This is a genomic window from Gemmatimonadota bacterium (assembly GCA_021295815.1).
GTDB lineage: Bacteria > Gemmatimonadota > Gemmatimonadetes > Longimicrobiales > Gaopeijiaceae > JAGWBQ01.
The window spans coordinates 125,861-151,909 of sequence record JAGWBQ010000004.1; the positions used below are offsets into that span (position 1 = coordinate 125,861).

Consider the following 26,049-nt stretch of genomic DNA (forward strand, 5'->3'; position numbering starts at 1 on the left):
CGACAGCGCAAGAAGGAGCGTCGGCGCACATGGGATCCGCACCCGGCGGACGATCGCAGGTGCGCCAAAACCCCCGTGGCCGAGCGGCGCTCTTATGCCTCGGCTTCGTGCTGGCCGGCTGCGAGGAACAGGCTCCGTACGCGGGCGTCATGGCACCGGTCCTTGCCCGTCCGATCGAGAGCCAGCGGGTACTGACGGTCGACCGAGGAGAGACCTTGGGCGACATTCTGTTGGGCGTGGTGCCGGCCTCGGAGTGGGGCGAAGCCCTCACGGAATTTCGCGATCACGCCGATCCGAGACGCATCCGGGCGGGATCGAAGGTCACGGTGCGCACCGGAGCGGACGAGAACGACGTGCGCGGTCTGGAGGTCGCCCTCAACCCTGACGAGAGCCTGGTTCTGGTGCGGCAACGGCTCGACGGGGAGCGCGCGGAGTGGAGCGGCGAGCTTGTCTCTCACCCGCTCGGCACCGACACGGTGATGGCGAACGGCGTCATCGAGAACGACCTGTGGCGAGCGGTCACGGGCGTGCCCGAGCTCGGATTTCTCAGTCTGTCCGACCGGGCCCGCTTCATCCACGAGCTCGACCAGATCTTCCAGTGGCAGATCGACTTCACCGTCCAGATCCGGCGCGGCGACCGATTCCGTTTCGTCGCCGAGCGCTCGTATCGCCTCGACGGCTCGACTCGTTCGGTGCGGATCCTCTCTGCGGAGATCGTCAACTCGGGGTCCCCTTTCACCGCCGTCTGGTTCGACCCGAACGACGACGGCAGGGGATCGTACTTCGACGTGGAGGGGGAGTCGGTGCGACGCGCCTTCCTGCTCAGACCACTCGAGTACAGACGCATCTCGTCGAGATTCACGCTCTCGCGCTACCACCCCGTCCTGAAGAGGTGGCGCGCTCACAGGGGAGTCGACTACGCCGCCGACCGGGGAACGCCGGTGATGGCGACCGGCAGCGGAGTCGTGGTCTCGGCAGGAGCGCGCGGCGCACTCGGGAAGGCGGTGGTCATCAGGCATCCCTCGGGGTTCCAGACCCGTTACGGGCACTTGTCGGGTTTCGCGCGCGGCGTGACCGCCGGCTCACCGGTCTCGCAGGGCCAGGTGGTCGGTTACGTGGGCATGACCGGTCTCGCCACCGGCTATCACCTTCACTACGAGATGCTAAGGAGCGGGCGCCACGTGGATCCGCTCTCGGTGGACCTTCCGGCCGACGACCCGGTTCCCGACGAGGTCCGTTCGCTCTGGGAGGCTCGGCGCGACGCCAGTATGGAGCTTCTGAGGCTTGTGGACGAGACCGGCACCGAGGAGCCGCCCGGGTCCCAGGTGCCGGGATGAAACCGGGGCGGCTGGAGGATCAGGACAACGCCGACCTTCTTCGAGACGAGGTGACGGCTCCGTGTCTCCGCTGACCGGCCTGTTGCTGGCGTCGTCAGCCGGGCTGGGCGTCGGGTTCGCCTGGCACACCTACATGCGCCGCGAACTGCGCGTTCCGGCCTCTCCCTACCTCGTCTGTCTGCGTTCGCTGGCTCTCGTGACGGTGATCGTCCTTCTTTTCGATCTCCGAATCGGCGGCGGCGCCCGAGTCGAGCGATTCGTCCTTCTCGACGAGAGCCCGAGCATGACCGCCGGAGGCGTTGCCGCCTCTCGCGCCCGGGAACTGGTCGCCGGCTACGAAGAGGACGGCTGGCGCTCGCTCCCTTTTGACGACAGCGAGCTGGCGCCGGCATTGCGCCGGGCGGTCGAACTGGGGGCGGGCGAGATCGTCGTGGTTTCCGACCTGCGCCTCCACGACCGCGTCGAGGCGACCTCGGCGCTTGCCGACCTGCCGGTCACCGTCGAGTTCGAGGCGGTGGACCAGGAGGTGGTCAATGCGGGCGTGCGCGCACTCGAGGTCGGCGATGCGCCGGTTCCCGGGGGAACGGTCGAGGCGACGGTCGAGATCTTCGGTGAAGGAGCCGACTCCGCCGTGGTGGAGCTCCTGGGAGGAGGAACGCCGGCTCTCCAGCGCATCGGCCTGCCGTCGCCGGGCCGCACTCTGCGGATTCCGCTCGAGACCGTCGCTGCCGCGGAGGCCGGCGTGACTCGCTACCGGGCGCGGATCTCGATCGTCGGCGGGGCGACCGGAGCTGCGGCCGACGCCTTCGCAGCCGACGACGAGATCACCGCGGACGGGGCGGTGGGCCACCGCGTCGGGGCGGTAGTGCTCGTCTCCGAGCTTCCGGACTGGGAACCCCGCCACCTGCTCTCCGCCTTCGCCGAGGTCACCGGGCTCCCGGCGGCAGGCTATCTGAGTGCGGGCGACGGTCTCTGGGCGCCTACCGGCACTGCAAGCGAGCGCACCCCCCCGGTGGATTGGAACACGGTGCGGAACGCCCTCGCCGACGCCGCAGTCATCATAGCGCACCAGGTCAGGGACGGCGACGGCGAGCTCGCATCGGAGATAGCGGCAAGCTCGGCTCCCGCGCTCGTCATTCCCCGATCCCCGTCCGCCGCCGGTCTGACGGGAATATCGGTCGGAGCACCGGTGGGCGGCGAGTGGTACGTCCTCTCCCAACTCCCTCCCTCTCCGCTCGCGGCGGAGCTCGTCTCCCTTCCGCCCGGGCTGCCCCCGCTCACGGACCTGCTCATATCCGCAGGTCCGAGCGACGCCCTGCCCGCCCTCGAGGTGACTCGGGCGGCCTCCACCGAGCACGAGACCGCCATCTACCTGGTTTCGCGGGGCGACCGCAGAATGGCGCTGGTCGCGGCGGGAGGGTTCTGGCGCTGGGCCATGCGGCCGGAGGCGCGCGACACCTACCGACAGCTATGGTCGGCGATCGCCGGTTGGCTGCTTTCCGGGCGGGCGGTCGAAGCCGCGGAGGCCGCCGAACCCCATATCCTACCCTCCCCGGAACTGATCCCGACCCCGATGGATCTGCGGAACGCCTTCGAAAACCGACCGCCGACCGCCGACGGAGCAGCTGTCGGCTCGCCCCTCCGCACCGCCGCCTGGCCCTACCTGCTCGTCCTCGGACTGATCTGCACCGAGTGGTACGTCAGACGGAGGAGCGGGCTGCGGTGAGCGCCGGTAAGAAGCAGGCCGGAAGGAGCAACGGGCAGACCGGCTTCTGGCGGCGAGCCGTCCGGCTCCCGCTGCTCGGCAGATTTTCCCCCGAGCGTCCCACCGTGGAGGATTTGGAGGAACTCCTTATCGAAGCCGACTTCGGCGTCCGCGCCGCCGACCGTCTCATCGCCCGACTCGACCGTGGCAAGGGAGACCGGCGTGCCGAGCTTCGCCGTGCCACCGACTCCATCCTGGCCTCCGCCGGACCGGTAACCCTGGCAGCGAGCACATCGGCTCCGACCGTGTACCTGATGGTCGGCGTCAACGGAACCGGCAAGACGACCTCTACCGCGAAGGTCGCACATCACCTGCGGAGCGCGGGGAAGTCGGTTCTAGTCGCCGCCGCCGACACTTTCCGGGCCGGCGCGGTCAAGCAGTTGGCCGTCTGGGCTGAGCGGTCCGGTGCCGAGTTCCTGCGCGGCAAGGAGGGAGGCGATCCGGCTGCGGTGGCCTTCGACGCGGTATCGGCCGCCATCTCCCGCGGTATCGACGTCGCGATCATAGATACCGCCGGGCGACTGCACACGAACGCGTCGCTCATGAGCGAGCTCGGCAAGATCGAGCGGGTCGTGGCTCGTCGGCTTCCCGGAGCGCCCCACGAGACGCTGATCGTTCTCGACGCCACGACCGGGCAGAACGCGCTTTCGCAGCTCGAGGGCTTCGCGTCCACGCTCCCGGTCACAGGCATCGTCCTCACCAGACTGGATTCGTCGGCCAAGGGCGGAATCGTGGTCGCGCTGGCCGAGGAACACCGGGTTCCGGTCAAGCTCGTCGGCACCGGCGAGCAGCTCGGCGACCTGGCGCGCTTCGACCGGGAGAGCTTCCTCGACGGCGTCTTCGGGGCTTGAGCGCACCGAGGCCCTACTCCCGTCTGGAACGGCGGGTGCAGTATTTGAAGGGCGTGGGCCCCAAGCGAGCCGCCGACCTTTCCAAGCTCGGCATCCAGACGGCTCGGGACCTCCTCTATCACGTGCCGCGCCGCCATGTGGACGCCACGGAGGTCACGCGCATCGGCGAACTGGGCGTCGGCGACGAGGCCACGGTGATCGGTACCGTCGCCAGCAAGGGCATCGTTCCCACTCGCTCCGGCCTGCGCATCTTCCAGGCGATCGTTCGTGATCGCACAGGGATGATCACCGCCGCCTGGCCCGGGCAGCCCTACCTGGATCGCAAGATCCGAAAGGGAGACAAACTGCTCATCCTGGGCAAGGTGAAGTTCTTTCACGGCAAACAGCTTCAGTCGAGGGACTTCACGGTGCTGGAAAGGGACCGGCGCTCACGGTTCGGAGGCCCGGGCGGACCCGGGGGGCGGCCGCAGGGAGTCTCGTTCCGGGAAGGGGAATCGGAGGCGGCCGGCCCGGATGCCGACGGTACGATCTTCGTCACCTACCCGACGGGCAAGGACGTTCCGCAGTGGATCCTCAGGGATGCCTTCCGCGCCAATCTCTCCATACTGCTCGAGTGGGCCGACGATGACGAGTTTCTTTCCGCCGCCGAGCGCGCGACCCTCGGACTGCCCGGCCTGTCGCAGGCCCTCCGCTCTCTGCATCGTCCCTCGACCATGGACGAAATCGAGGCGGGCCGCCGTCGTCTGGCCTTCGACGAGCTCTTTTTTCTCCAGATCGTGCAGGCTCGAGCCCGCAGGGAGACGGCTCGGGACCGAGGCGTCAGGCACTCGCGCGACAACAGCAGGATCAAGCCGGTTTTTCAGGCGCTTCCCTTCGAGCTCACCGACGCCCAGACGCGGGTGCTGCGCGAGATCTCGGACGACATGACCTCGCCCCGGCGGATGAACCGGCTTCTCCAGGGCGACGTGGGTTCGGGCAAGACCGTGGTCGCCCTCTTCGCAATGCTCATCGCTGTGGAGAGCGGACGCCAGGGCGCGCTCATGGCCCCCACCGAACTCCTGGCCGAGCAACACGCCCGTTCGCTGCGCAAGCTGCTGGAGCCGACCGGGATCCGGCCGACGCTGCTCACCGGAAGGCTGGGTGCGCCGGCCCGGCGGGAGGCGCTCGTCGAGATCGAAGGCGGCGCCCCCGTGATCGTGGGCACGCACGCCCTTCTCCAGGAGAGCGTCAACTTCTCCGGCCTCGGCCTCGTGGTCGTGGACGAGCAGCATCGCTTCGGGGTGCGCCAGCGGCTCTCGCTCACCCGGCGCGGCGGCGAGGAGCGCCCCGATCTGCTCGTCATGTCGGCCACCCCCATTCCCCGCTCCCTCGCGATGGTCCTGTACGGCGAGCTCGACGTCTCCGTCATAGACGAGCTTCCCAAGGGACGCCGGCCCATCGAGACCCGGCTCGCGAAGCCGCGGGACCGCAAGGAGATCTACCGTTTCATCGACGCTGAGCTGGAGGCCGGGCGTCAGGCGTACATAGTCTACCCGATCGTCGCCCAGTCCGAGGAGCTCGACCTGCGCGCCGCCGAGGACGAGTACGAACGGCTCGCCGACACCGTGTTCGAGCACCGGAAGCTGGCGTTGCTCCACGGCCAGTTGCATTCGTCCGAGAAGGACGACATAATGCGCGACTTCCTCGCGGGCCGCACGCACGTCCTCGTGGCGACCACGGTGATCGAAGTGGGAATAGACGTCGCCAACGCCACGGTGATGGTGATCGAACACGCCGAGCGTTTCGGTCTCTCTCAGCTCCATCAATTGCGCGGACGGGTAGGACGGGGAGCCACGCGGAGCCATTGCATACTCGTGGCCGGGGCGTCGAACGCGGGAGCCCCTCGCGGGGCCGCGTCCAGGCGGCTCGACGTGCTCGTCGACACTCAGGACGGCTTTCGGGTGGCCGAACAGGATCTGGAGATTCGCGGAGAGGGCGATCTCTTCGGAAGCGACCAGCACGGAAGGAGACGAAACTTCCGCTTCGCAGATCTGACCCGGGACCTCGATCTGGTCGAAGCCGCCAGAAGCAGGGCGGGGGAGCTTATCGCGAGGGATCCCGATCTCAGGGCCGCCGCCCACGTCACCCTGCGCCAGGTCCTCGAAGCCCGCTACGGCGAGAAACTCGAGTTGTACCGGACCGGCTGACCGCGTCGAACGCGGGCCGAGCCGGACGACGTTCGTGACGGGCGTGGTTCGCTATCTTACTCACTTGCCGAACACACTTCAGCCGCCATCCAATCAACGTCACCGATGATAGCCACAATAGCCGGCCTCTCCCAGCACGTCGGATCGGAGGTGACCGTGCGGGGCTGGGTCGAAACGACCCGAGGGCACGGCAGGGTGGCCTTTCTCGTCGTCAGGGACGGGACCGGGACCCTGCAGGGCGTCGTTCTCCGAAAGCGAGTGTCTGAGGAGACCTGGAAGACGCATCGCGCCCTCACCCGGGAGTGCGTCGTCTCGCTGACGGGAAGCGTGCGCAAGGACCCCAGGGCGCCGGGCGGCTACGAGCTGGGCGTCACTGAGCTGGTTCAACACTCCGGTTCCGACGAGTACCCGATCCAGCCCAAGGAGCACGGCGTCGACTTCCTTCTCGACCACCGCCATCTCTGGCTCCGCTCCGCCAGGCAGCGGGCCGGGCTCAAGGTGCGCGCCGAGGTCGAACAGGCGATCCACGACTATCTCTACCGCGAGAACTTCGTGCGCATCGACACCCCCATCCTGACGGGGGCGATCGGAGAAGAGGCCGGAACTCTCTTCGAGACCGACTACTTCGGCGAGCGAGCCTTCCTCGCGCAGACCGGCCAGCTCTACGTTGAGGCGGCGTGCCCGGCGTTCGGCAAGGTGTATTGCTTCGGTCCCACCTTCAGGGCCGAGAAATCCAAGACCCGCCGTCATCTGACCGAGTTCTGGATGGTCGAACCCGAGGTCGCCTTCGCCGATTCGGACGACAACATGCGGCTTCAGGAAAGCCTTGTCGCTTACATCGTCGAGCGTACCTTGGAGCGGTGCGCGGAGGAGCTCGAGACCCTGGAGCGCGACACGGAGCTCCTCGAGCGGGTGACGCCGCCGTTTCCGCGCATCGCGTACACCGACGCCGTCGAGCTCCTTAGGGCGGGCGGATCCGAGATCGAATGGGGCTCGGACCTCGGCGCCCGGGAGGAACTGGCGGTGGCCGAGCACTTCGGCGTCCCGGTCTTCGTCCACGACTATCCGGCCCGGGCCAAGGCCTTCTACATGAAGGAGAATCCCACCGACCCGCGCACGGTCCTCTGCAACGACCTGCTCGCCCCCGAGGGCGTCGGCGAGATCATCGGCGGCTCGCAGCGCGAGGACGATCAGGAAAAGCTCCTCAGGCGCATCGACGAGGAGGGACTCCCGAAGGAGGCCTACTCCTGGTACCTCGACCTGCGTCGGTTCGGCACCTTCCCGCACTCCGGCTTCGGCATCGGCGTGGAGCGCACGGTTGCGTGGCTGACCGGGCGGCACCACATTCGAGAGTTGATTCCCTTCCCGCGTCTCTTGAACCGACTCTATCCCTGATCCTATGGCCGGCCTCCCGCTTCACCATCCGCTCCGGCGAGTCGCAGCGTGACGAAGCTGGCGGTGGCGACCGGACCCAGGGGAGCGAGGTTCGGGTGGCTGGTGGTGCTGCCGCTCCTGGTCTCGTGCGGGGATTCACCGCCCTCGGAGCCGCTCAGGGGCGCGATCTTCGGCAAGGTCACTCTGGAGGGGGAGCCGCTGCCGGGAGCGCTGGTGACCCTCGCCAACACGGTGGAGGTCACCTACTCGCAACGCACCGACTCGATGGGCGAATACCGCTTCGGGGAGCTCCCCCTGGGTGCTCACCAGGTCAGGGTGAGCGGGGTCGACGCCTCGATAACCTTCGTCGATCAGGTCAGGAACGTTCAACTGCTCGCGGTCGGACAGGTGGCTGCGGAGGTTGATTTTCACGGGGTATACGTAGGGAGCAGCAGCCAGGACAAGGAAGCCTTGGAGGCGCTCTACCGCACCGCCAGGGGCGGGGCCTGGAATCGTTCCGCCCACTGGCTGTCCAACCGTCCCATCGGTCAGTGGGAAGGAGTCACCACGAACTCGGCGGGCCGCGTCACCCACCTCATCCTGGTGGCGAACAACCTCAGGGGCTCCCTCCCGGCGGCCCTGCGCTCCCTCCAGTCGCTCGAGCACGTGGACTTCGCCGGCAACGACCTCGCAGGGTCCATCCCGTCCGAACTCGGCGAGCTCACTGCTTTGGAACGGCTCTCTCTCCGAGGCAACGCGCTCTCCGGAGCGTTTCCGGAGGAGTTCGCCGACCTGAAGGCACTCGTCCATCTCGATCTCGCCGCCAACGAATTGAGCGGTCCGCTCCCCGCCGGAATCGGCGAGATGTCCGCGCTCCAGGTTATTCAGCTCGGTGGCAACGGATTTTCCGGATCCATCCCTCCGGCGCTGGGTTCGATATCGTCCCTCAGGCACGTGGATCTCTCCGGAAACGAATTCGGAGGGGTGGTACCGGCGGCTCTCGGCGGTCTCTACCGGCTCGAGACCCTCAAGCTCAGCAACAACCGGCTCGGGGGTCCGCTTCCTGCGGAGCTGGGTCGCCTCCACAGCCTCGAATCGCTCAACCTCTCGCAAAACCGGATCACCGGCACCGTGCCGTTCACGCTGGGTCAGCTCCAAGGTCTCCGAAGCCTGCACCTGGGGAACAATCTCTTTACCGGCGAGCTTCCGCCCGAGCTGGGCCGGCTCCGTTTCCTGACCCAGCTCGACCTCTCCGGAAACGATCTCGAAGGACCGCTCCCGCCCTCCTTCGGCGGACTGGCGACGCTGGAGACTCTGCGGCTGGAGGAGAACGGATTCAGCGGTCCGCTTCCCGACTCCATAGGGCGCGCCCGCGCACTCGTCACTCTCGACCTCCGGGAGAACTCATTCTCCGGTAGCCTGCCGGCGACGCTGGGCGATCTCGACGCTCTGCGTTTCCTGAAGCTCTCGGACAACGGGTTTACCGGCGAACTCCCGGTCGAACTGGGCCACATGGAGTCCCTGGAGCGCCTCGATCTGAAAGACAACCGGCTCGACGGCCCGCTCCCGGTCGCGCTCGCTCCCCACCTGAAGGAAATCGACCTCACCGGCAATCCGGTGAGCGGTGCGCTTCCCCCGGAATACGGCGAGATGGCGAAGCTCACCGCCCTGCACCTGGGCGGAACCGAACTCCGCGGCCTGCTTCCCGTCGCGTTGATCGGCCTCGGTCTGGAGGAGTTCAGCTTCTTCGATACCGGACTCTGCCCGCCGCCGCACCGGAGCTTCGAAGAATGGCTCAGGCAGGTCACCTACCTGGCAGAAAATCTTTGCGAACCCGGCTTCCGCGACGAACTCGCCCTGATCGACCTCTTCGAGTCCACCAAAGGCCGAAACTGGAGCGAGGGCCAGGGGAGCGACTCCGATCCCGGCGACTGGGAAGGGGTGGAGTTAAACGCCGAGGGCAGGGTGGTCGCTCTGGAGCTCAGGGATGAGGAGCTCTCCGGGGAACTGCCGCTCTCACTGACCGCGCTCGACGCGTTGGAGCGGATCGACATGGGCCGCAATCGACTTACCGGTCGCATCCCTCGCGAGTTCGTCGCGCTGGAGGAGCTCGAGGTGCTGCGGCTCGACGGCAACCCTCTCCACGGTCCGCTGCCCGCCGAGATGAGTCGGCTCTCGCCCGCGGTCTTCGATTTCTCGAACACCGAGCTCTGCGCTCCGCCCGACGACGACTTCCAGGAGTGGCTGGGAGGGATCACGGAGTCGGCCGGCAGCACGTGCGAGCTACCTGCGGAGGTGAAGCTGGACATCCCCCTCGTCTACGTGACTCAGGGCGTGCAGCGCGCGGGCGGCGACGTTCCGCTGATCGCCGGGAGCAACTCGCTTCTGCGCGTCTTTCTGACCGGCGACCCCGTCAGCTTTCACAGCCCGGTCGTCGAAGCCTCGCTCCATAGGAACGGCGTGGAGTTCCATACGGTTAGGATGTGGCGGGACGGACCGCCCCTCGAACCGGAGATCGACGAGGGGAGATGGAAGGCCTCGTACAATGCGCGCATACACGGCGAACTTCTTCAGCCCGGCACGGGACTCGTCGTCCGTGTCGATCCGGACGGCGAGGTGCCGCTGGCTCCGGGCAGCGTGAGCGTCTACCCGGCCGAAGGCGCGATCGATCTCGGAGTCGTGACCCTGCCGGCCCTGGAGCTGACCGTCGTGCCCGTGATGCGTTCGGGCTGGGACGATTCGGGGGTGCTCGACTGGACGAGGGGGCTCAATCGCGACAGTCCGCAGATCGCGCTCCTGCGCAAGACGCTCCCGGTCGGATCCCTGGTGATCGGAGTGCGCGAGCCGTACGTCACCACCGCCGACCTCGGGACCTTCACGGGCTGGGGAGAGTTCCTGCGCGAGATCGGCCTGCTGCGCGCCGCCGAAGGGAGCAAGGGATATTACTACGGCGCGGTGCGCAAGAACACCGGGTCGTTCATCAGGGGTTTCGCGTTCAGAGGCCTGCCCGTCGCCGTGGGGCTGATAGACGATGCGGTCATGACGCACGAGATCGGCCACTCGATGAATCTCGGCCACGCGCCTTGCGGCGGCGCCAACTCTCCCGACCCAGATTTTCCTCACGCCGGAGGACGCATAGGCGTCTGGGGGACCGACTTCGAAAATGAACGGCTCATCGCCCCGACGTTCGGTCGCGACATCATGGGATACTGCTTCGGCGAAGATCGGAGCTGGCTGAGCGACTATCACTTTGAAAAGGCCCTCGCCTACAGGCTCGAGCAGGAGACGTCGAGCGCCGCCGTCGCCCGGGGAACCGTACCGGACGCCACCGTGCCGTCGCTCGTGGTCTGGGGCACGGCGGAAGGGCCCGACGGGGCGTCTCTCGATCCGGCGCTCCTCATGGACCTGCCCGCTCGGACGGCCGCGGCGGGCGGCTCTCTCTCTCTCGAGGCGGGCGTGGGATCCGGGGAGCACCGAGCCTACGCGGTGACCGGCCTCGATCCGCGCGGCGGCGTTCTCTTCCGCCACGAACTCGAGCTCATGCCCGACGCATACGGCGGCAAGCACTTCATCGCCGTCCTTCCTCTCGAGGCCGGCTGGGCGGGCGCCCTGACCGCTCTCAGGCTGGAAGGCCCTTCGGGAAGCGTGACGATGGAAGGCCGGGAAGGTCCGGCTCTCGCCGCGATCCGGGACGGCGCCGGACGGCTGACGGCGATCGTGCGAGACTGGAGCGGAGACCTGCCTGCAGGAATGGAGGTCGGCTCGGACTCGGGTGTCCGAGTCTCGGTCTCGCGGGGGATTCCCCGGCCGGAGGAACAGGTTTCGGCGCTGCTCGGACTCGGTCGGTGAGGGGCTAGCGGGCCGGACCTTGCGCACAGTCGTCGTCAACCTCGCGGACCGCCGCCCGGTGTGGGCTCTACCCGGTTGGGTGCCCGAGGAGATCCGCGCCGCTCTTCCTCAGGGGTGGCGGCTCGAGATGAGCGAAGAGCCTGCCGACGGGAGCGGGGACGGCGACGCCTCCGCCTCGCGAAGCCTCCTGGAATTGGCCCGAGACTGCGAGATATACCTCGGCTACGGCCTTCCCGCCGAGCTCGTGCGAGCGGCGCCGGCCCTGAGCTGGGCGCACTCGGGAGCCGCCGGCGTGCGAGGCTCGCTCACGCCGGAGCTGAAGGCGAGCGAGATCGTCTTCACCAACTCGGCCGGGATCCACGCCCGACCCATGGCCGAGACTGCGCTCGCCATGCTCCTGCACTTCTTTCGCGGCCTCGATTTCGCTGTGCGCAACCAGGCGATGCGGCGCTGGAGCGCACTCCCCTACCTCAGGGCCGAATCTCCGGTGCGCGAGCTGGGTTCGGCCACCGTGGGCATCGTGGGTTACGGGGGAATCGGGCGGGCCCTCGTCCGCCTGCTGACCGCCTTCGGCTCTTCGGTCCTGGCTGTGCGCAGAAGCGTGAGGGGCCGGCGGGCCGTCGGGGCGGACACGTCGTCCGGCGCGGACGAATCCGACGACGGAGCGACCCGGAACGTCGCCGTCTTCGGCCCGGATGCCTTCCCCGAGCTCCTGGCGGCCAGCGACGCCGTCGTCGTCGCGGTTCCCGATACCGCCGAGACTCGCGGTCTGATCGACGGGGCCGCCCTAGCCGCCATGAAGCCGGGCGCCGTGCTGGTCAACGTCTCCCGGGGCGGCGTGGTCGACGAGCGAGCGCTCGTCGATGCGCTGCGTTCGGGCAGACTGCGCGGCGCCGGGCTCGACGTCTTCGAGCATGAACCGCTCTCGTGCGCGAACCCGCTCTGGGACCTCGACAACGTGATCCTCACTCCGCACGTTTCGGCGGTGACCCGAGGTTTCTGGCGGCGCGAGACCGACCTGATTCTGCACAACCTTCGGCGCTATCTCGCCGGAGCCCCTCTCGGGGAATGGAGGAACGTAGTTGACCCGAAACGCGGATACTGAGACCCCCGGAGCCGAAGTCGAGGGCGGGAGCGTTCTGGAAAAGACGCTCGCCCTGGTCCGCCATCTGCGGGCGCACTGCCCGTGGGACAGGAAGCAGACCGCCGAAAGCCTCGTTCCGCACCTGCTGGAGGAGGCGGCGGAGGTCGCCCAGGCGGTGAGCGAGGGCTCGGACGAGGAGCTCGCCGGAGAGCTTGGGGATCTTCTGCTCAATCTCGCCTTCCAGATCGTTGTCGGTCAGGAGGCGGGTCGGTTTACCTGCGAGGACGTGTTCGGACGGCTCGAGGCGAAGATGATCCGTCGCCATCCGCACGTCTGGGGGGACGAGACTGCGGCCGCCGCCGGTCCGGCAGCCTGGGAGCGACGCAAGGCTACGGAACGATCCGCCGAGGAAAGCGCCCTCGCGGGGATCGCCCAAGGGCTCGATCCGCTCACCAGGTCGTACCGGATGCAGGAGAAGGCTGCGGTGGTCGGGTTCGACTGGGACGACTGGCAGGGGGCGTTCGACAAGTGCGACGAGGAGATGGAGGAGGTGAGGGAGGCCGTGGACGACGGCCCCGCGAGCGCCGTCGAGTCCGAGCTCGGGGACCTGCTGTTCGCGGTGGTGAACCTGGCCCGCCTGCTCGGCGTCCACCCGACCGTCGCGCTGGCACGGGCGAATCGTCGCTTCAGGGAGCGTTTCCAGGCCATGGAGGCCTTGGCCGTCGAGCGGGGGATCGCGATGCCGGAGGCCGGTCTCGTGCTGCTCGATTCGCTGTGGGATGAGGTGAAGCGGGCCCGGAGGAGCGCCGATCAAGCCCGTTAGGCCGGATGCGGCGCCCGCCCGGACTCGGCGGTGGGAAGCAGCCGCATGACGGATCCGAACGCCATTTGCCCGCCTCCCGCCGACGGTCGAGCCTGGGTGGAGGTGGATGCAGACGCCCTGCGGGCCAACGCGGCGAGCCTGGCTGCCAAGGCTGGAACCGGTGTCGCGCTGGTCCCGATGGTCAAAGCCGACGGCTACGGACTGGGGGCGGTCGAGGTCGCTCGCTCGCTCGCCCCCCTGAAACCATGGAAGCTGGGGGTTGCCGCGGTCGCCGAGGGCACGGCCCTGCGCCGAGCCGGGATAGCCGCGCCCATCTTCGTCGCCTCTCCGGCCCTGCCGTCGGAGATCGGGGTCGCGGTCGCATCCGGGTTCGAGCTCGCGATCACCGACCTCGACCAACTGCGCGGGATCCGGGAGCTCCGCGCGGCGCGGAGCGGCGGCGGGGCAGGGAAGCACGGAGCCGACCGAGGCCCTCCGGTTCGGGTCCACCTCGAGATCGACACCGGGATGGGGCGCGCCGGCTTCGATTGGCGTCGAGCCTCCACATGGGCCCCGGAGGTCGCCGGGCTGCTCGGACGCGGCAGGAGCGCCGACGGCGCCGAACCGACGCTAGTCCTGGAAGGGATCTTCTCCCACCTCCACTCCGCCGACGAGTCGGAACCGTCGATCCGCGAACAGCGCATGCGCCTCGAATCGGCTCTGGCCCGACTCGCTCCCCGCCGACCCGCCGCCGTCCACCTCCTCAACTCGGCCGGCGTTCTGCGCGCTCCCGACCTCGCCGCCGACGCCATCCGCCCCGGCATCTTCCTCTACGGAGGCCGGCCGGCGTCCGATCTCGAACTTCCGCGTCCGGTGGCGACCGTCAAGGCGAGAGTGGCGCACGTTAAGGAAGCCGGCCCGGGAGACACCGTGGGCTACGGCGCGACTTACACCGCCCGGCGTCACGAACGTTGGGCGACGCTCGCCATCGGCTACGGCGACGGACTGCCACGGAGGCTAGGCGATCGCGGTTGGGCGGTACTGGGAGGTCGCCCTGCTCCACTGATCGGCCGGACCTCAATGGACGTTACGGTGGTAAGGGTGGATGCCGCGCAAGAGGTGAGAAGGGGCGATGTCGCCACCGTGATCGGTCCGGGGGGCGACGAGGGACTCGCACTCCACGAAGTCGCCACCCTCGCGGACACGATTCCTTACGAGATTTTAACGGGTCTCTCCCCCCGCCTGCCGAGAATATGGAAGGGTGTGCCAATTGACTGAGTCCGCTGATCCCGTGATCGCATTCGAACCGCTTCCTAGGGCCTGCGCGGCGGTCGCGCTGGTCGGACTGGCGATGCTCGGCGGCTGTGACGAAGTGGTGCCTACCTCGCTCGACCCCAACCGCTTTCCCGAGTCGCCGGTCACCGTCGAGCTGCACGTCGACTGGGACGGCTTCGGCTCCGGCTTCCGCACCTACGGCGGCTACGGCTCGCCGGCGGACCTGCCGAACTCGGTGCTGGCGAGCGATTTCCGGGGCGAGCTCGACTCGCACACCATAGTGCGCTGGGGCGCCTACCCGGTGTCGGTATCGGTGCGGGACACGACTGGCACGACCCGACCCGACTCCGCCCTCACCTACATCGGCGGCCGCTTCGTCGTCTACTTCGACACCCTGGCGAGCGTGACCGACGGCCCCGTGGAGGTCGAGCTGGGGGCGACCACGGTGGAATGGGACGACCGCACCTCGAACTGGTGGTCGTCGGTGGATACCAGCGGCAACTCGAGACTCTGGCCGGAACCGGGAGGCGGGCCGGTCGAGCCTCTCGGTATCGCGACCTGGAACCCGGAGGAGGGAGACTCGCTGGCCTTCGAGATCGACTCGGCGAGGATCGCGGAGTGGGCCGACACCGCCGACGTGACCCGGGGCGCCCGGCTGCGTCTGATCACGCCGGGGGCGAGACTCGACGTGAGGGGTACCGGACTTCGCCTCCACACTCGTCCTTCGCTCCACCCCGACTCCACCTTCTATCTCCACGTCGTCCAGGAAGACCTGACCTTCGTCTACGATCCCTATCCGACGGCGCCGGAGGAAGGAGGCCGTATTGGAGGCGTTCCCGCCTGGCGCACGGTGTTCGAGGTCGGGTCGCTCACATCGCTCACCGGGCCGCCGGAGCTCTGCGCGGCAGTCGGCTGTCCGGCGTCCTTCGAGCCCTCCCAGATCAACTATGCCGCCATCGTTCTCCACGCCAAGGCGGTCGCCGCCGCCTTCAGACCGAGCGACTCCGTCACCGTGGACGCCCGCCCCGTACTTGCAAGCGCTTCGCTCCCCAAGTCTCCGCTCGGTCCCTCGCTCACGGGGCTGCTCGGCGAGAAGGTGGCACCCGAGGCATTCCAGCCCGAAGGTCGGAATGCGGAGATCGAAATACCCGTCACGTCCTTCGTTCGAGACGTGGTGCGCGGTGTGGACGGTCGAGGCGATCCGGTAACCGGAACCCTCGCCCTCCTGGCGCGGGTCGAACCGGCGTCGCTTCCCTACGCCGCCTTCCACGGACCCGAAGGCGAGCATCCGCCCTACCTCAAAGTGGTGATCTCGGTCAGCAGATCGGGGAGCGGATCGTGAGTCCGGCGGTCCGCCCGCTTGCGGCCGTGCTGCTGGCGGCGCTCCTGATTCCCGCCTCAGCCCTTGGCGCCCAGTCGATCTACTCCGCCGCAGGACTGGGGCTGCCCAGCGAACCCCTCGACGGCAGAGCTCGCGCCTTGGGCAGCTTCGGCATCGGACTCACCGGCAGCTCGCTCCAGGTCAACGATCCGGCGGCAGCCGGCCGGATCGGCGTCCCCCGAGCGACCATAGTCGCGCAGCCGTCGTGGGTCGAGTACGAGCGCGGTACCGACGCGGGCCGGTTTCGCGGCAACCGGTTCCCTGCCGTTGCGGTCGGCTACCCCCTCGCCAGCGGGCTCGCGACCCTCAGCTTCAGCACCACTTTCGAGCAGCGCTTCTCCGCAGAACGGGTCATCCAGGTCGAGCTCATCAGCGGAACGCGACAGGCGCAGGAGACCTTCGATCAGGAGGGCGCCCTCTCGCACGTCCAAATGGGCTATGCCCGCTCGTTCCTGGACGGTTCGCTCTCGCTCGGGGCGCTTGTGGGTCGCAACGTGGGCTCGCTGGGCTCGCTCCTGACCCGGGACTTCACCGCATACGACTCCCTCTCGACCATCGGCACCTACCGGAGGGAATCGCGATGGTCGTACTCCGGCTGGACGGGCACCCTGGGCGCGGCGGCCGACGTCGTCCCGATCCTTCGCCTGGCCGTGAGCGCGACTTGGTCGCAGGATCTGCGCGCCGCCGCCCAGGAAGGCACGACGGAGTCGGACCGCTACTGGGGCGTGCCGGCACGTTACCGGGGCGGCTTCTCCCTGGCCCTTTCGAGCGGGCTCCAACTCGCCGGGAGCGCGGTGTACGCGGACTGGTCGCAGAGCTCCACCGATCTGGCCGAAGACGTGACCGCGAGCAGCTCGTTCGGCTACGGGATCGGCATCGAGCTCACCCGGGGACGACTCTTCGGGCGCGGGACTCCGCTGCGGCTCGGGTACCGTTCGAGCCGGCTGCCGTTCGCCTTCACCGAGTACGGGAACGGCGGCGGACCCCGAGGGCCGGACTCCGAGGCCGCCGTCGAGACCGTGTTCGCCGGCGGAATCGGCTTCCCCCTCGCAGGCAGCGAAGAGCTGACCCTGGCGAGCGCGGACCTGGCGGTCGAGAGGGGACGGCGGCAGGACTTCATCCTCTCCGAGAGCTTCTGGCGCGTAACCGTGTCTCTGTCGGTGTCCGGCTTCTGACCGATGGCGCGAACGATCGGCGGACCGTCTCCTCGGCGAGGATCGGATCTTCCCCGGGCTTATGTGGAGACCTACGGTTGCCAGATGAACATCGCCGACGGCGAGCTCATGCAGGGGATCCTCGACGGAGCCGGGTACCGTATCGCTTCGTCGCCTGAAGAGGCCGACGTCATCCTGGTCAACACCTGCGCCATCCGAGAGAACGCCGAGCGGCGGGTGATCGGCAGGGTAGGACAGCTCTCCGGGCTGAAGCGCGCGAAGCCCGATCTGGTCCTCGGTGTCACCGGTTGCATGGCGCAGCGCATGGGCGAGGAGCTGCTCGCCAAGGCGTCCGCGGTCGATCTCGTGATGGGACCCGACGGCTATCGCTCCCTGCCGGAGAAGCTGGCCGCTCTGCGGGAGGGAGGGAGCCCCGAGGGCGAGCCCGCCGGCGCCTCGTCCGCCGGGACCGCATCCGGCGACTCCTGCTCCTCCGGCTTCCGGACCGCCGTCCCCGGCAACGGCCGTCGCCGCGGCCTGCAGCTGGCGGTGCTCGATCTCGATCTCGACGAGAACTACGCCGGCCTCGAGACGAGAAGGAGCGAAGGTCCGTCCGCCTGGGTTCCCATCCAGCGGGGATGCAACCACCGATGCACGTTCTGCATCGTTCCCTACGTGCGCGGCTCGGAAAAGAACCGCGATCCCGCCGAGATCATCGCCGAGATCAGGCGGCTTGCCGCCGCCGGAGTCAGCGAGGTCACGCTTCTGGGCCAGACGGTGAACTCCTACGGTCGGGGAGAATGGGGATTCCCGCGCCTTCTCCGCAGCGTCGCGCGCATAGACGGGATCCGGCGGGTGCGCTTCACCTCGCCCCACCCGAACGATCTCTCGGAAGAGCTGGTCGAGGTGATGGCCACCGAGCCGAGCGTATGCGAGCAGCTCCACCTGCCCGTCCAGTCGGGATCGGATCGGGTGCTCAGGCGCATGCTCCGCCGATATACCGTCGAGAGCTTCATGGCGAAGGTCGAGCTCGCCCGGTCGGCCATCGACGACCTGGCTCTCTCCACCGACGTAATCGTCGCCTTCCCGGACGAGACCGAAGAGGAGTTCGAGGCCACGCTCGATCTCATGCGCGACGTCCGCTTCGACGACGCCTTCACCTACAAATATTCGCCGCGCCCGGGGACTCCGGCCACGCGCCTTCCCGCAGGCCAGTTCATCGGTCCTGAGATCGGGTCCAGGCGCTTGAGCGAGCTGATCGACGTCACCCGCGAGATCCAGGCCGAGATCAACCGCGACGAGGTGGGCCGAGTGGAGGAGGTGCTCGTGGAGCGCGAGGCCAGATACCCAGGCCAGCTCCTCGGTCGGACGCGGAGGAACAAGGTAGTGGCCTTCGCGTCCGACCGTCTTCGACCCGGCGACTACGCCCGGGTGAAGCTCGATTCCACGACCGGCGCGACCTTCGCCGGGCATGAGAGCCCCTTTGCTGACGAACTGCTCGCTCACGCGGCCGGATGAGCGCGCGCACGTGGAGCGCTCTCGCCATCGCCCTCATCGGCGCAGGCGCCTTCGCCTTCGCCACGCTCAACACCGACCGAGGAGTCGCCATCGACCTCGGTTTCATGACGCTGAGACGAGTTCCGGTTTCGGCGGTCGCCTTCGGGGGCTTCGTTGCGGGTCTGCTAGTCATGATCGTCGCGGGGATACACTCCGACCTGAAAGTGCGGCGCATCCTGCGCACCCGGCTCGCCGAAGAGGCGGACCAGGAGCGCGTGACCATGGTCGATCACACCCAGCGCGACCTCTTCGCCGGAGAAGACCGTAGGGGCGAGGAGGTGCTCTGACAGCGGCGCTTCGCCGCTTTCGGCGCTAGTGCAGGTCTCGCAACGAGCTCTAGCTGGGGGAGCGTGTTGGGAACGGTCCGCTCCTGTTCGCCGCGCACGGCCGGCGATCCTGAAGCTGCAACTCATGTAGAGAGGAAGTCCAACGAAACATCGGCTGGCGTTACCGCTGGGAACGATGCCGCCGGTCGCCCACGTCGCACTGGCCTTTGCGATCGGCATCGCCTTCTCGGACATCGGCGCGCTCAAATCCGCCGCGCCGCTCCTGCTCGCCGCTGTTCTGCTGACGCCCATCCGGCCATTGCGACGCGTGGGTCCGGGTTCCATGCTCTGGCTTCTCATAGTCCTAGCGGGCCTGCTCTCCGGGACGTGGGCGCGGGCTTCGCCTCCATGCGGCGGTGGGAGCGAAACCGTGGTCGGTCGGCTGTTGGCGATGCCGGGGGAGGGATCGACGTCCTTCTTCGTGGAGCGAGTCGGGAACGGAGCGGGACACGGTACCGGACCCGGTTCTGCGGACGAGTCGCGGACCCGAGGGGCCACCGCCTGCGAGATCCGGGTCTACTTCGGCGAGGCCGCCCTCGGCGACCTCGCCCGCCTGGATGTGAGCGCCGGCGAACCGGTCGTGCTCGGCGGCGAGTGGCGGGAGGGGCGCGCGGGTCCCTGGTTCAGGGCGGGCGCGGCGGCCGCCGCGCCTGCGGGTTCGGGCCGGTCGGCTTCGCCGCGCTGGGCCCTCGTGCGCTGGCGCGCCTCGCTCACCGACCGGCTCGGAGAGCTCTTCGGTGAGCGAGGCGGTCTCGCGTCGGCGCTGGTGCTCGCAAGGCGGGAAGGGCTCGATCCGGCCCTGCGCCAAGCGTTCGCCGATGCCGGACTCGCCCACCTGCTCGCCATCTCCGGTTTCCACACCGGACTAGTCTACGGCATCCTCCGGGTCCTCCTCGGCCTGATCGGCCTCGGCCGCCGTCGAGCCCGGATCGCCGCCGCTCTCGCCACCTGGGCCTACGTCGGCTTCATAGGCTTCCCCGACGCCGCCTCGCGCGCTGCGGTGATCGTCACCTTTCTGGCTCTGGCTCACTCGCTCGGCAGGCCGCAGGCGCGCTGGGGCGGCCTCGGCGGCGCGGCGCTCATACTGCTCCTCCTCGACCCGACCCGGCTCTGGAGCGCGGGCTTCCAGCTCTCCTTCGCCGGCGCCGCCGGCCTCCTCGCCTGGACCCGCCCGCTCGAGAACCTCTTCGAACGCTGGAGCAGCGGCCGCTTCCGCCTCCCACGCTCGGCGGTCTCGGCATTTTCGGCCAGCCTGGCAGCCACGGCGGCGACCACCCCCATCGTGGTATGGCACTTCGAGCAGGTCGCCCTGCTCGGCGTGCCCAACACATTGGCCTTGACGCCCCTGGTCGCGATAGGCGTTCCGGGTATCCTCTTCTCGCTTGCCCTCGACATCTTGTCGCCGGAAGCCGCTCAGGTCTTCGCCGGCGGGGTCGAACTCATGCTCCTCGCCCTCCAGCGAGCGGTCGAGGCGACCAGCTCCCTCTCCTGGGCAAGCGCGTGGACACCGGCGGCCACCGTCTCGGCCAGCGCGACCGGCGTCGCCGCCGGGGCGCTGCTGGCTCGCCTGATTCGGGCACGATCTCGAACCCGGCGCATCCTCCTCGCCTTCTGGACGCTGGTCGGCCTCCTCGTCTGGCCGCTGACACTCGCCTGGAGCGGAAGGGGGACGCTCAGCATGCACTTCCTCGATGTCGGCCAGGGCGACGCCGTGGCCGTCCGCACCCCAGGGAAACGCTGGCTGCTCTTCGACACCGGACCGCCCAAGCGCGACGAAAACCGTCCGCACGCGGTGATCCGACAGCTTCGCGAACTCGGTGCGCGTCGTCTGGACGCGCTCATCCTGACCCACCCCGATCTCGATCACATCGGGGGCGCGGCCGAGCTGCTTCGCGACGTCGACGTGGTCGAAGTGCTGGACCCCGCCCTTCCCGCTGCGCGTCCTGCCTACATCGAGCTTCTGGAGATCGCCGAAGCCCGGGGGATACCTTGGCGACAAGCCCTCAAAGGCGAGAGCTGGAGCATGGACGGAGTGGATTTCCACGTCCTCTGGCCCGACCCCGACTCCGAATTCGTGGACGCCAACACCTCCTCCGTCGTCGTGCTCGCGAGCTTCGGCGAACTCGATCTTCTCCTCACCGGAGACGCGCCCGACGAGGTCGAGCTCGACATCCTGCCCGACATACTCGCGCGAACTCGCACCCTCGAGATCCTCAAGGTCGGCCACCACGGCAGCCGGACCTCGACGGCCCCCGACCTCGCGCGCCGGCTACCGCCCCAAGTCGCCGTCGTCTCGCTCGGACGCTACAATCGCTTCGGGCACCCCGACCCCGGCGTCGTGAGGCGTCTGGAGGCGGAAGGAGCTCGGATCTACCGAACCGATCGCGACGGAAGCGTGACGGTGATCGGCAGGGACGACGGCAGCTTCCGGGTGAGGATCGGGCGTTGAGCCCGCGCAGCCGTCGCCGCCGACATGCCCTCGTCGCCCGAGCGGGCGCTTCCCTCACTTCGACGCCATGAACAATTCTTCCCCAAAGGGGTGCGAAGGACGTCCCCCACCGCAGCCCACTTGGAATTCCTGACCCAGGTACTCGCCATCGCCGCCAAGGACCTCTCCATCGAGCGGCGGAGCCGGGAGCGCGTCCTCGCCGCGGCAGCCTTCTCGGCGCTCGTCGTCCTCCTTTTCGCCCTGGCCTTCGACAGGACCGGGGCCGGAAGCAGGGAGCTGGCCGCGCCGGTAATCTGGATGACGCTCGTCTTCGGCGGCCTCCTCGCGGTGGCCCGCACCTTCCATCTGGAGCGCGAGGACGACGCCCTGACCGGACTCCTCCAGAGTCCGGCTCCCCGGGACGCCATCTACCTCGGCAAGACGCTCGCCAACGCCGTAGTGGTCTTCCCGCTCACGACGCTCGTGCTGGTGGCGTTCGCACTGCTCTTCGGCACGGGATTCCCAACGCCTCCCGCCTTCGGACTGACGCTCGTCGCGCTCTCGCTCGGCGCTCTGGCATTCGTCGCGCACGGCACCCTGCTCGCGGTGATTTCGACGGGGGCGAGATCGGGGGACGCGCTCCTTCTCGTTCTAGTGCTCCCGCTCGCCGTGCCGGTTGTAATTTTCGGGGTGGACGCGGTGTCCGCGTCCCTGGCCGGCCGACTCGCGGAGGCGGTGCCGGCGATCCGCTGGCTCGGGGGGTTCGCTCTGGTGTCGCTTTTTTCGGGGGCCGTGCTCTTCCGTTACCTGGTTGAGGAGTAACGACATGCGCAGGATCAGGAAGTGAAAGGGCTGACCCGGTCCGCCGGGGCACTGACCCTTTTGGGGATGGCCGGGCTCGGGCTCACCTACGCGCTCGCCTTCTTCTGGGTCTCCACGGATCTGGACCAGGGCGTGGTCCAGCGCATCTTCTATATTCATGTGCCTGCGGCATGGACCGCGTTTCTGGCCTTCGGCCTCGCGGCCGTCCTGAGCGGAGTCTACCTCTGGCTTCGAGACCCGCGCATCGACCGCGCCGCCTTCACGGCCGTCGAGGGAGGGATGATATTCGCGACCGTCATGCTCGTCAGCGGCCCGCTATGGGCGAAGATCGCCTGGGGCACCTACTGGACCTGGGAACCTCGGCTGACCTTCACCCTCATCCTCTGGTTCATCTTCCTCGGCTACCTCCTCGTGCGACGCTCGACGGCGAATCCTGAAAAAGGCATGCGCTACGCCGCGGTCATCGCCATCATCGGTGCGCTGGACATTCCGTTCATCCATGTGAGCGTGCAGGTGTTCCGCTCGCTCCACCCGCAGGCGGTGGTGATGCAGAGCGACGGACGCCCGGACCTGCCCTCCGACATGCTGACGCTGCTGGGCGTGTCGCTGCTCGCCTTCACCTTTCTCTTCCTCGGACTCTGGATCGCCAACTACGTCGCCGTCACGCGAGCGAGCGCGACGACGAATTCGACGCCGGACTGAGCGCCCGCGACTGCCCCGAACCCTCGCCACCATGAACGAATACTGGCACGTCTTCCTAGCCTTCAGCCTTCCCCTCCTCGGACTGGCTCTGTGGATGGGCATCCTTTCGCGTCGACTCTCCCGGACCGACCGGGACTGACGCTTTTCCGGCATGTTTCAAAGGCTCTGGGAACCGCCCTTGTTTCCCACGGCCCCGTATGCTAGTTTGCCATCGGTAAAGCTTGACGTTAGAATCAGGCATTGAAGCGCGGACGCCGCTTCCCGGGATTCCGGCCTCGGCCGCCGGCCAAACTTCATCAACCGAGAAATCGCAGCACATGATCATCCAAACATCTCGCAGCGTACTGGTCGCCGCAGCGGCGGTCGCGATGTTCGTCGCCGTCTCCACGGACTGCCCCCTGAACGCTCAGACCACGACCCAGCCGAGCACCCTGCGGTACGGATCCGGGCTGCTGGACGTCCCGGTATCGAGCGTCCTCCCGCACCTCACCATCACGGGGACGTGGTCCGGTTTCTTCACCAGCCACGACCGAAGCGCGATCATCGATCCGGCCGCACAGGTGGTCGGATGGGAGGAGCCCGTCGAATCCCGGTACTACAGCGACGGCTCGATCACCCTCGGTCTCTACGACAGAGCCGAGATCGGCGCGACCGTCCACTCGTTGGCCGATGAGAGCGACGGAGGAGATGTCTGGGGTCTTTTCGGACGCGTGAGCCTGATCCAGCCGGAGAACCAGGGCGTCGGGCTCGCCGTCGGAGGGCGCTTCGTTCGGGCTCCGGACTTCGGCGACGACAACAACTATCAGCCCACCCGCCTGGGCATCTCGGACAGGCGACTGCGGGATTCGTACCTCGGCTACACCGACGAGGTTCAGAACGAGGCGTCGCTGTACGCGGTCACGACGGCCTATTTCCGCGGCCCGGCCATCCGGGGGCTGCCCGAGCACGACTTCACCCTCACCGCCGGATACGGCACCGGCATGTTCCAGGGCGGCGACTTCCTGGAGTTCTATCGCTTCGCCGATTCCGACGGGTGGTTCGTAGGGTCAGCCCTTCACGTCGAAGTGGCCGACGGCAAGCTGCTCGCGCTGATGTCGGAATACAACGGTTTCGATATCAATTTCGGTGCCCAGATGGATCTGGGCGGCCTGCGGGTAGGGGCCCACATGCTCGGTGCCAACTACGTCGAACGTCCGGCCCGAGGCTACTTCTCCGTCTACCGCTCCCCCAAGTGGGGGATGATGGGGTCGATCGCCTTCACGCCCTTCGACGACGCCAGGGTCACGGCCAAGCCCAAGTTGATGATGCGTCCCGTGCCCGACACGTTCATGATTCCCGCACCGCCGCCCGACACGGTAGTGGTGACGAGGGAGGTCGCGCCACCGATGCCCGACGGAACTCCGGTCTCGGTCTGTCTGGCGTCGGGCCGGAGCGTCCGGATTCACGTCTCGCCGCAGGGCGACACCCTGGTCGGCTCTATGCGGATCCCGATGTCCGACCTCGGTCCCGGCATCGTCTTCGAGGGCGACTACGCCGCCGGCGCCCAGTGGTTCGTGGACGACGAGGCGATCACCTTCGAGGATCGAGAGTACCAGCGCTCCGGCAACGAGGTCTCGCTCGACTGCGGCGACATCATGCGCGTGGGCGAGCACATGGGAGTGGCGGTCTTCGCCATGCGCGATCAGGAAAGGCCCTTCCAGATGCTCTACGTTCCGGTCCGACCGGGCGTGTGGCAGGGTTACGAGACCGACCTGCAGGGCACGAGGGGCAAGTAGACGAACCGCGCGACCCGACCCGAAGTGGAGGCCCGTCCGGCAGTCGAAGCCGGGCGGGCTTCTCCCGTTAGGGCGGAGGACGCGATGTCCCATCAGGACATTCAATTGTCCCGCGCTTCCTTGTATCGTCTCTCCACGCGGTCCGCAGGTCGTCGTGCGACGACGAGGTGGTTCGCCCGCTCAGGGCCGGGCTGTCCGGATATGGGTCGTTCGGTTTATATTCGGTAGCGTAACCGACACCAGGCCCGCACACCACCCACCGGGCCGCGGAGAAAGGAGAGAGAAGTGGCAGCGAGGAAAACCACAAACAGGCCGGTCCCTCAACGACAGGCGAAGGACCGGCAGCGGGCGCTCGACACCGCCCTCACACAGATAGAACGCGCCCACGGCAGGGGCGCCATTATGCGGATGGGAGAGGGGGCCGAAATGGTCTCCGTACAGACCATCGGCACCGGTTCGCTATCGCTCGACGCCGCCATCGGCATCGGCGGTCTTCCCAAGGGCCGGATCAGCGAGATCTACGGACCCGAGTCGTCGGGCAAGACCACCATCTGCCTGCACGTCGTCGCCAACGCACAAGAAGATGGAGGAGTCGCCGCGATTATCGATGCCGAGCACGCGCTCGACGTCGGCTACGCGAAGCGTCTGGGCGTGAATATCGACAACCTGCTGGTCGCTCAACCCGACACCGGCGAGCAGGCCCTCGAGATCGCGGAGGTGCTCATCCGCAGCGGGGCTGTCGACGTGGTCGTCATCGATTCGGTGGCGGCGCTCGTACCCAGGGCGGAGATCGAGGGCGAGATGGGCGATTCGCACGTGGGCCTCCAGGCCCGGCTGATGAGCCAGGCGCTCCGCAAGCTCACCGGCGCGGTCAGCCGTTCCAACACCGCCATCATCTTCACAAACCAGATCCGAGAGAAGGTGGGGGTGATGTTCGGGAGCCCGGAGACCACTTCCGGTGGACGGGCGCTCAAATTCTACGCTTCGGTGCGACTCGACATCCGGCGCATCGGCGCCATCAAGGACGGCCAGGACGTGGTCGGCAACCGTACTCGGGTGAAGGTTGTGAAGAACAAGTGCGCTCCGCCCTTCCGGCAGGCCGAATTCGACATCATCTACAACGAGGGCGTGAGCCATCTCGGCCTGCTGGTGGATCTGGGCGTCGAGCACGAAATCGTCCGGAAATCAGGCTCCTGGTATTCCTACGGCGAGCTTCGGCTAGGGCAGGGGAAGGAGAATACGAAGGGTTTCCTCGCGGAGAACGCCGACGTGCTCGAAGAGATCGAGGCCCGAGTGAGGGCCGCCCTGGGTCTCTCCCCGCCGCAGGCGCCGGAAACCGAGCGCGGGGACGCCTAGTTGTCGTCCATGTGCAAGCTCTCTC

18 protein-coding genes are annotated in these 26,049 nt (G+C 68.0%); all 18 read left to right on the forward strand.

What is annotated here, in order from left to right; genetic code table 11:
• The first annotated feature begins 149 nt into the window (after positions 1-149).
• The 18 genes from J4G12_02625 to recA all read left to right on the forward strand — a co-directional run bounded on the left by J4G12_02625 (position 150) and on the right by recA (position 26,024).
• On the forward strand, positions 150-1,337 hold the full coding sequence (locus tag J4G12_02625) for a M23 family metallopeptidase (GenBank protein MCE2454700.1): 1,188 nt from the start codon (positions 150-152) through the stop codon (positions 1,335-1,337).
• A 61-nt stretch (positions 1,338-1,398) separates the two neighbouring features.
• On the forward strand, positions 1,399-3,063 hold the full coding sequence (locus J4G12_02630; GenBank protein ID MCE2454701.1) for a hypothetical protein: 1,665 nt from the start codon (positions 1,399-1,401) through the stop codon (positions 3,061-3,063).
• On the forward strand, positions 3,030-3,953 hold the full coding sequence (gene ftsY / locus J4G12_02635) for a signal recognition particle-docking protein FtsY (GenBank protein ID MCE2454702.1): 924 nt from the start codon (positions 3,030-3,032) through the stop codon (positions 3,951-3,953). Before J4G12_02630 ends, ftsY begins: the two co-directional genes overlap by 34 nt.
• A complete protein-coding gene (gene recG / locus J4G12_02640) occupies positions 3,950-6,139 on the forward strand; it encodes an ATP-dependent DNA helicase RecG (GenBank protein MCE2454703.1) in 2,190 nt (729 codons plus the stop codon). The genes ftsY and recG overlap by 4 nt, the downstream gene beginning before the upstream one ends.
• Before the next feature lie 105 nt (positions 6,140-6,244).
• The gene (gene asnS, locus J4G12_02645) at positions 6,245-7,534 is read left to right on the forward strand and encodes an asparagine--tRNA ligase (protein MCE2454704.1); all 1,290 of its coding nucleotides are present in this window, start codon (positions 6,245-6,247) and stop codon (positions 7,532-7,534) included.
• A gap of 48 nt (positions 7,535-7,582) precedes the next feature.
• Complete coding sequence (locus tag J4G12_02650) at positions 7,583-11,362, forward strand: hypothetical protein (GenBank protein MCE2454705.1); 3,780 nt, start codon at positions 7,583-7,585, stop codon at positions 11,360-11,362.
• Between the two features lie 19 nt (positions 11,363-11,381).
• Positions 11,382-12,467: a D-2-hydroxyacid dehydrogenase gene (locus J4G12_02655; GenBank protein ID MCE2454706.1), complete on the forward strand. Its 1,086-nt coding sequence runs from the start codon at positions 11,382-11,384 to the stop codon at positions 12,465-12,467.
• Positions 12,445-13,269: a nucleoside triphosphate pyrophosphohydrolase gene (gene mazG, locus J4G12_02660; protein ID MCE2454707.1), complete on the forward strand. Its 825-nt coding sequence runs from the start codon at positions 12,445-12,447 to the stop codon at positions 13,267-13,269. The genes J4G12_02655 and mazG overlap by 23 nt, the downstream gene beginning before the upstream one ends.
• A gap of 45 nt (positions 13,270-13,314) precedes the next feature.
• Positions 13,315-14,526, forward strand: a complete 1,212-nt coding sequence (alr, locus tag J4G12_02665; protein ID MCE2454708.1) for an alanine racemase — start codon at positions 13,315-13,317, stop codon at positions 14,524-14,526.
• Positions 14,527-14,539: 13 nt separating this feature from the next.
• Positions 14,540-15,865 (forward strand): hypothetical protein, encoded by a 1,326-nt coding sequence (locus tag J4G12_02670; protein ID MCE2454709.1) that lies wholly within the window; start codon positions 14,540-14,542, stop codon positions 15,863-15,865.
• Positions 15,862-17,079, forward strand: coding sequence for a hypothetical protein (locus J4G12_02675; protein MCE2454710.1), 1,218 nt, complete (start codon positions 15,862-15,864; stop codon positions 17,077-17,079). The genes J4G12_02670 and J4G12_02675 overlap by 4 nt, the downstream gene beginning before the upstream one ends.
• 3 nt (positions 17,080-17,082) lie before the next feature.
• Positions 17,083-18,576, forward strand: coding sequence for a MiaB/RimO family radical SAM methylthiotransferase (locus tag J4G12_02680; protein MCE2454711.1), 1,494 nt, complete (start codon positions 17,083-17,085; stop codon positions 18,574-18,576).
• Entirely contained in the window at positions 18,573-18,902 is a 330-nt protein-coding gene (locus J4G12_02685; GenBank protein MCE2454712.1) for a hypothetical protein, read from the forward strand. Before J4G12_02680 ends, J4G12_02685 begins: the two co-directional genes overlap by 4 nt.
• A gap of 175 nt (positions 18,903-19,077) precedes the next feature.
• Entirely contained in the window at positions 19,078-21,390 is a 2,313-nt protein-coding gene (locus J4G12_02690; protein MCE2454713.1) for a DNA internalization-related competence protein ComEC/Rec2, read from the forward strand.
• Between the two features lie 90 nt (positions 21,391-21,480).
• Positions 21,481-22,191, forward strand: a complete 711-nt coding sequence (locus J4G12_02695) for a heme exporter protein CcmB (GenBank protein ID MCE2454714.1) — start codon at positions 21,481-21,483, stop codon at positions 22,189-22,191.
• 21 nt (positions 22,192-22,212) lie between these two features.
• Positions 22,213-22,893 (forward strand): cytochrome c biogenesis protein CcsA, encoded by a 681-nt coding sequence (gene ccsA, locus J4G12_02700; protein MCE2454715.1) that lies wholly within the window; start codon positions 22,213-22,215, stop codon positions 22,891-22,893.
• Between the two features lie 317 nt (positions 22,894-23,210).
• Positions 23,211-24,668, forward strand: coding sequence for a hypothetical protein (locus J4G12_02705; GenBank protein ID MCE2454716.1), 1,458 nt, complete (start codon positions 23,211-23,213; stop codon positions 24,666-24,668).
• Positions 24,669-24,953: 285 nt separating this feature from the next.
• Positions 24,954-26,024: a recombinase RecA gene (recA, locus tag J4G12_02710; protein MCE2454717.1), complete on the forward strand. Its 1,071-nt coding sequence runs from the start codon at positions 24,954-24,956 to the stop codon at positions 26,022-26,024.
• Positions 26,025-26,049 lie beyond the last annotated feature (25 nt).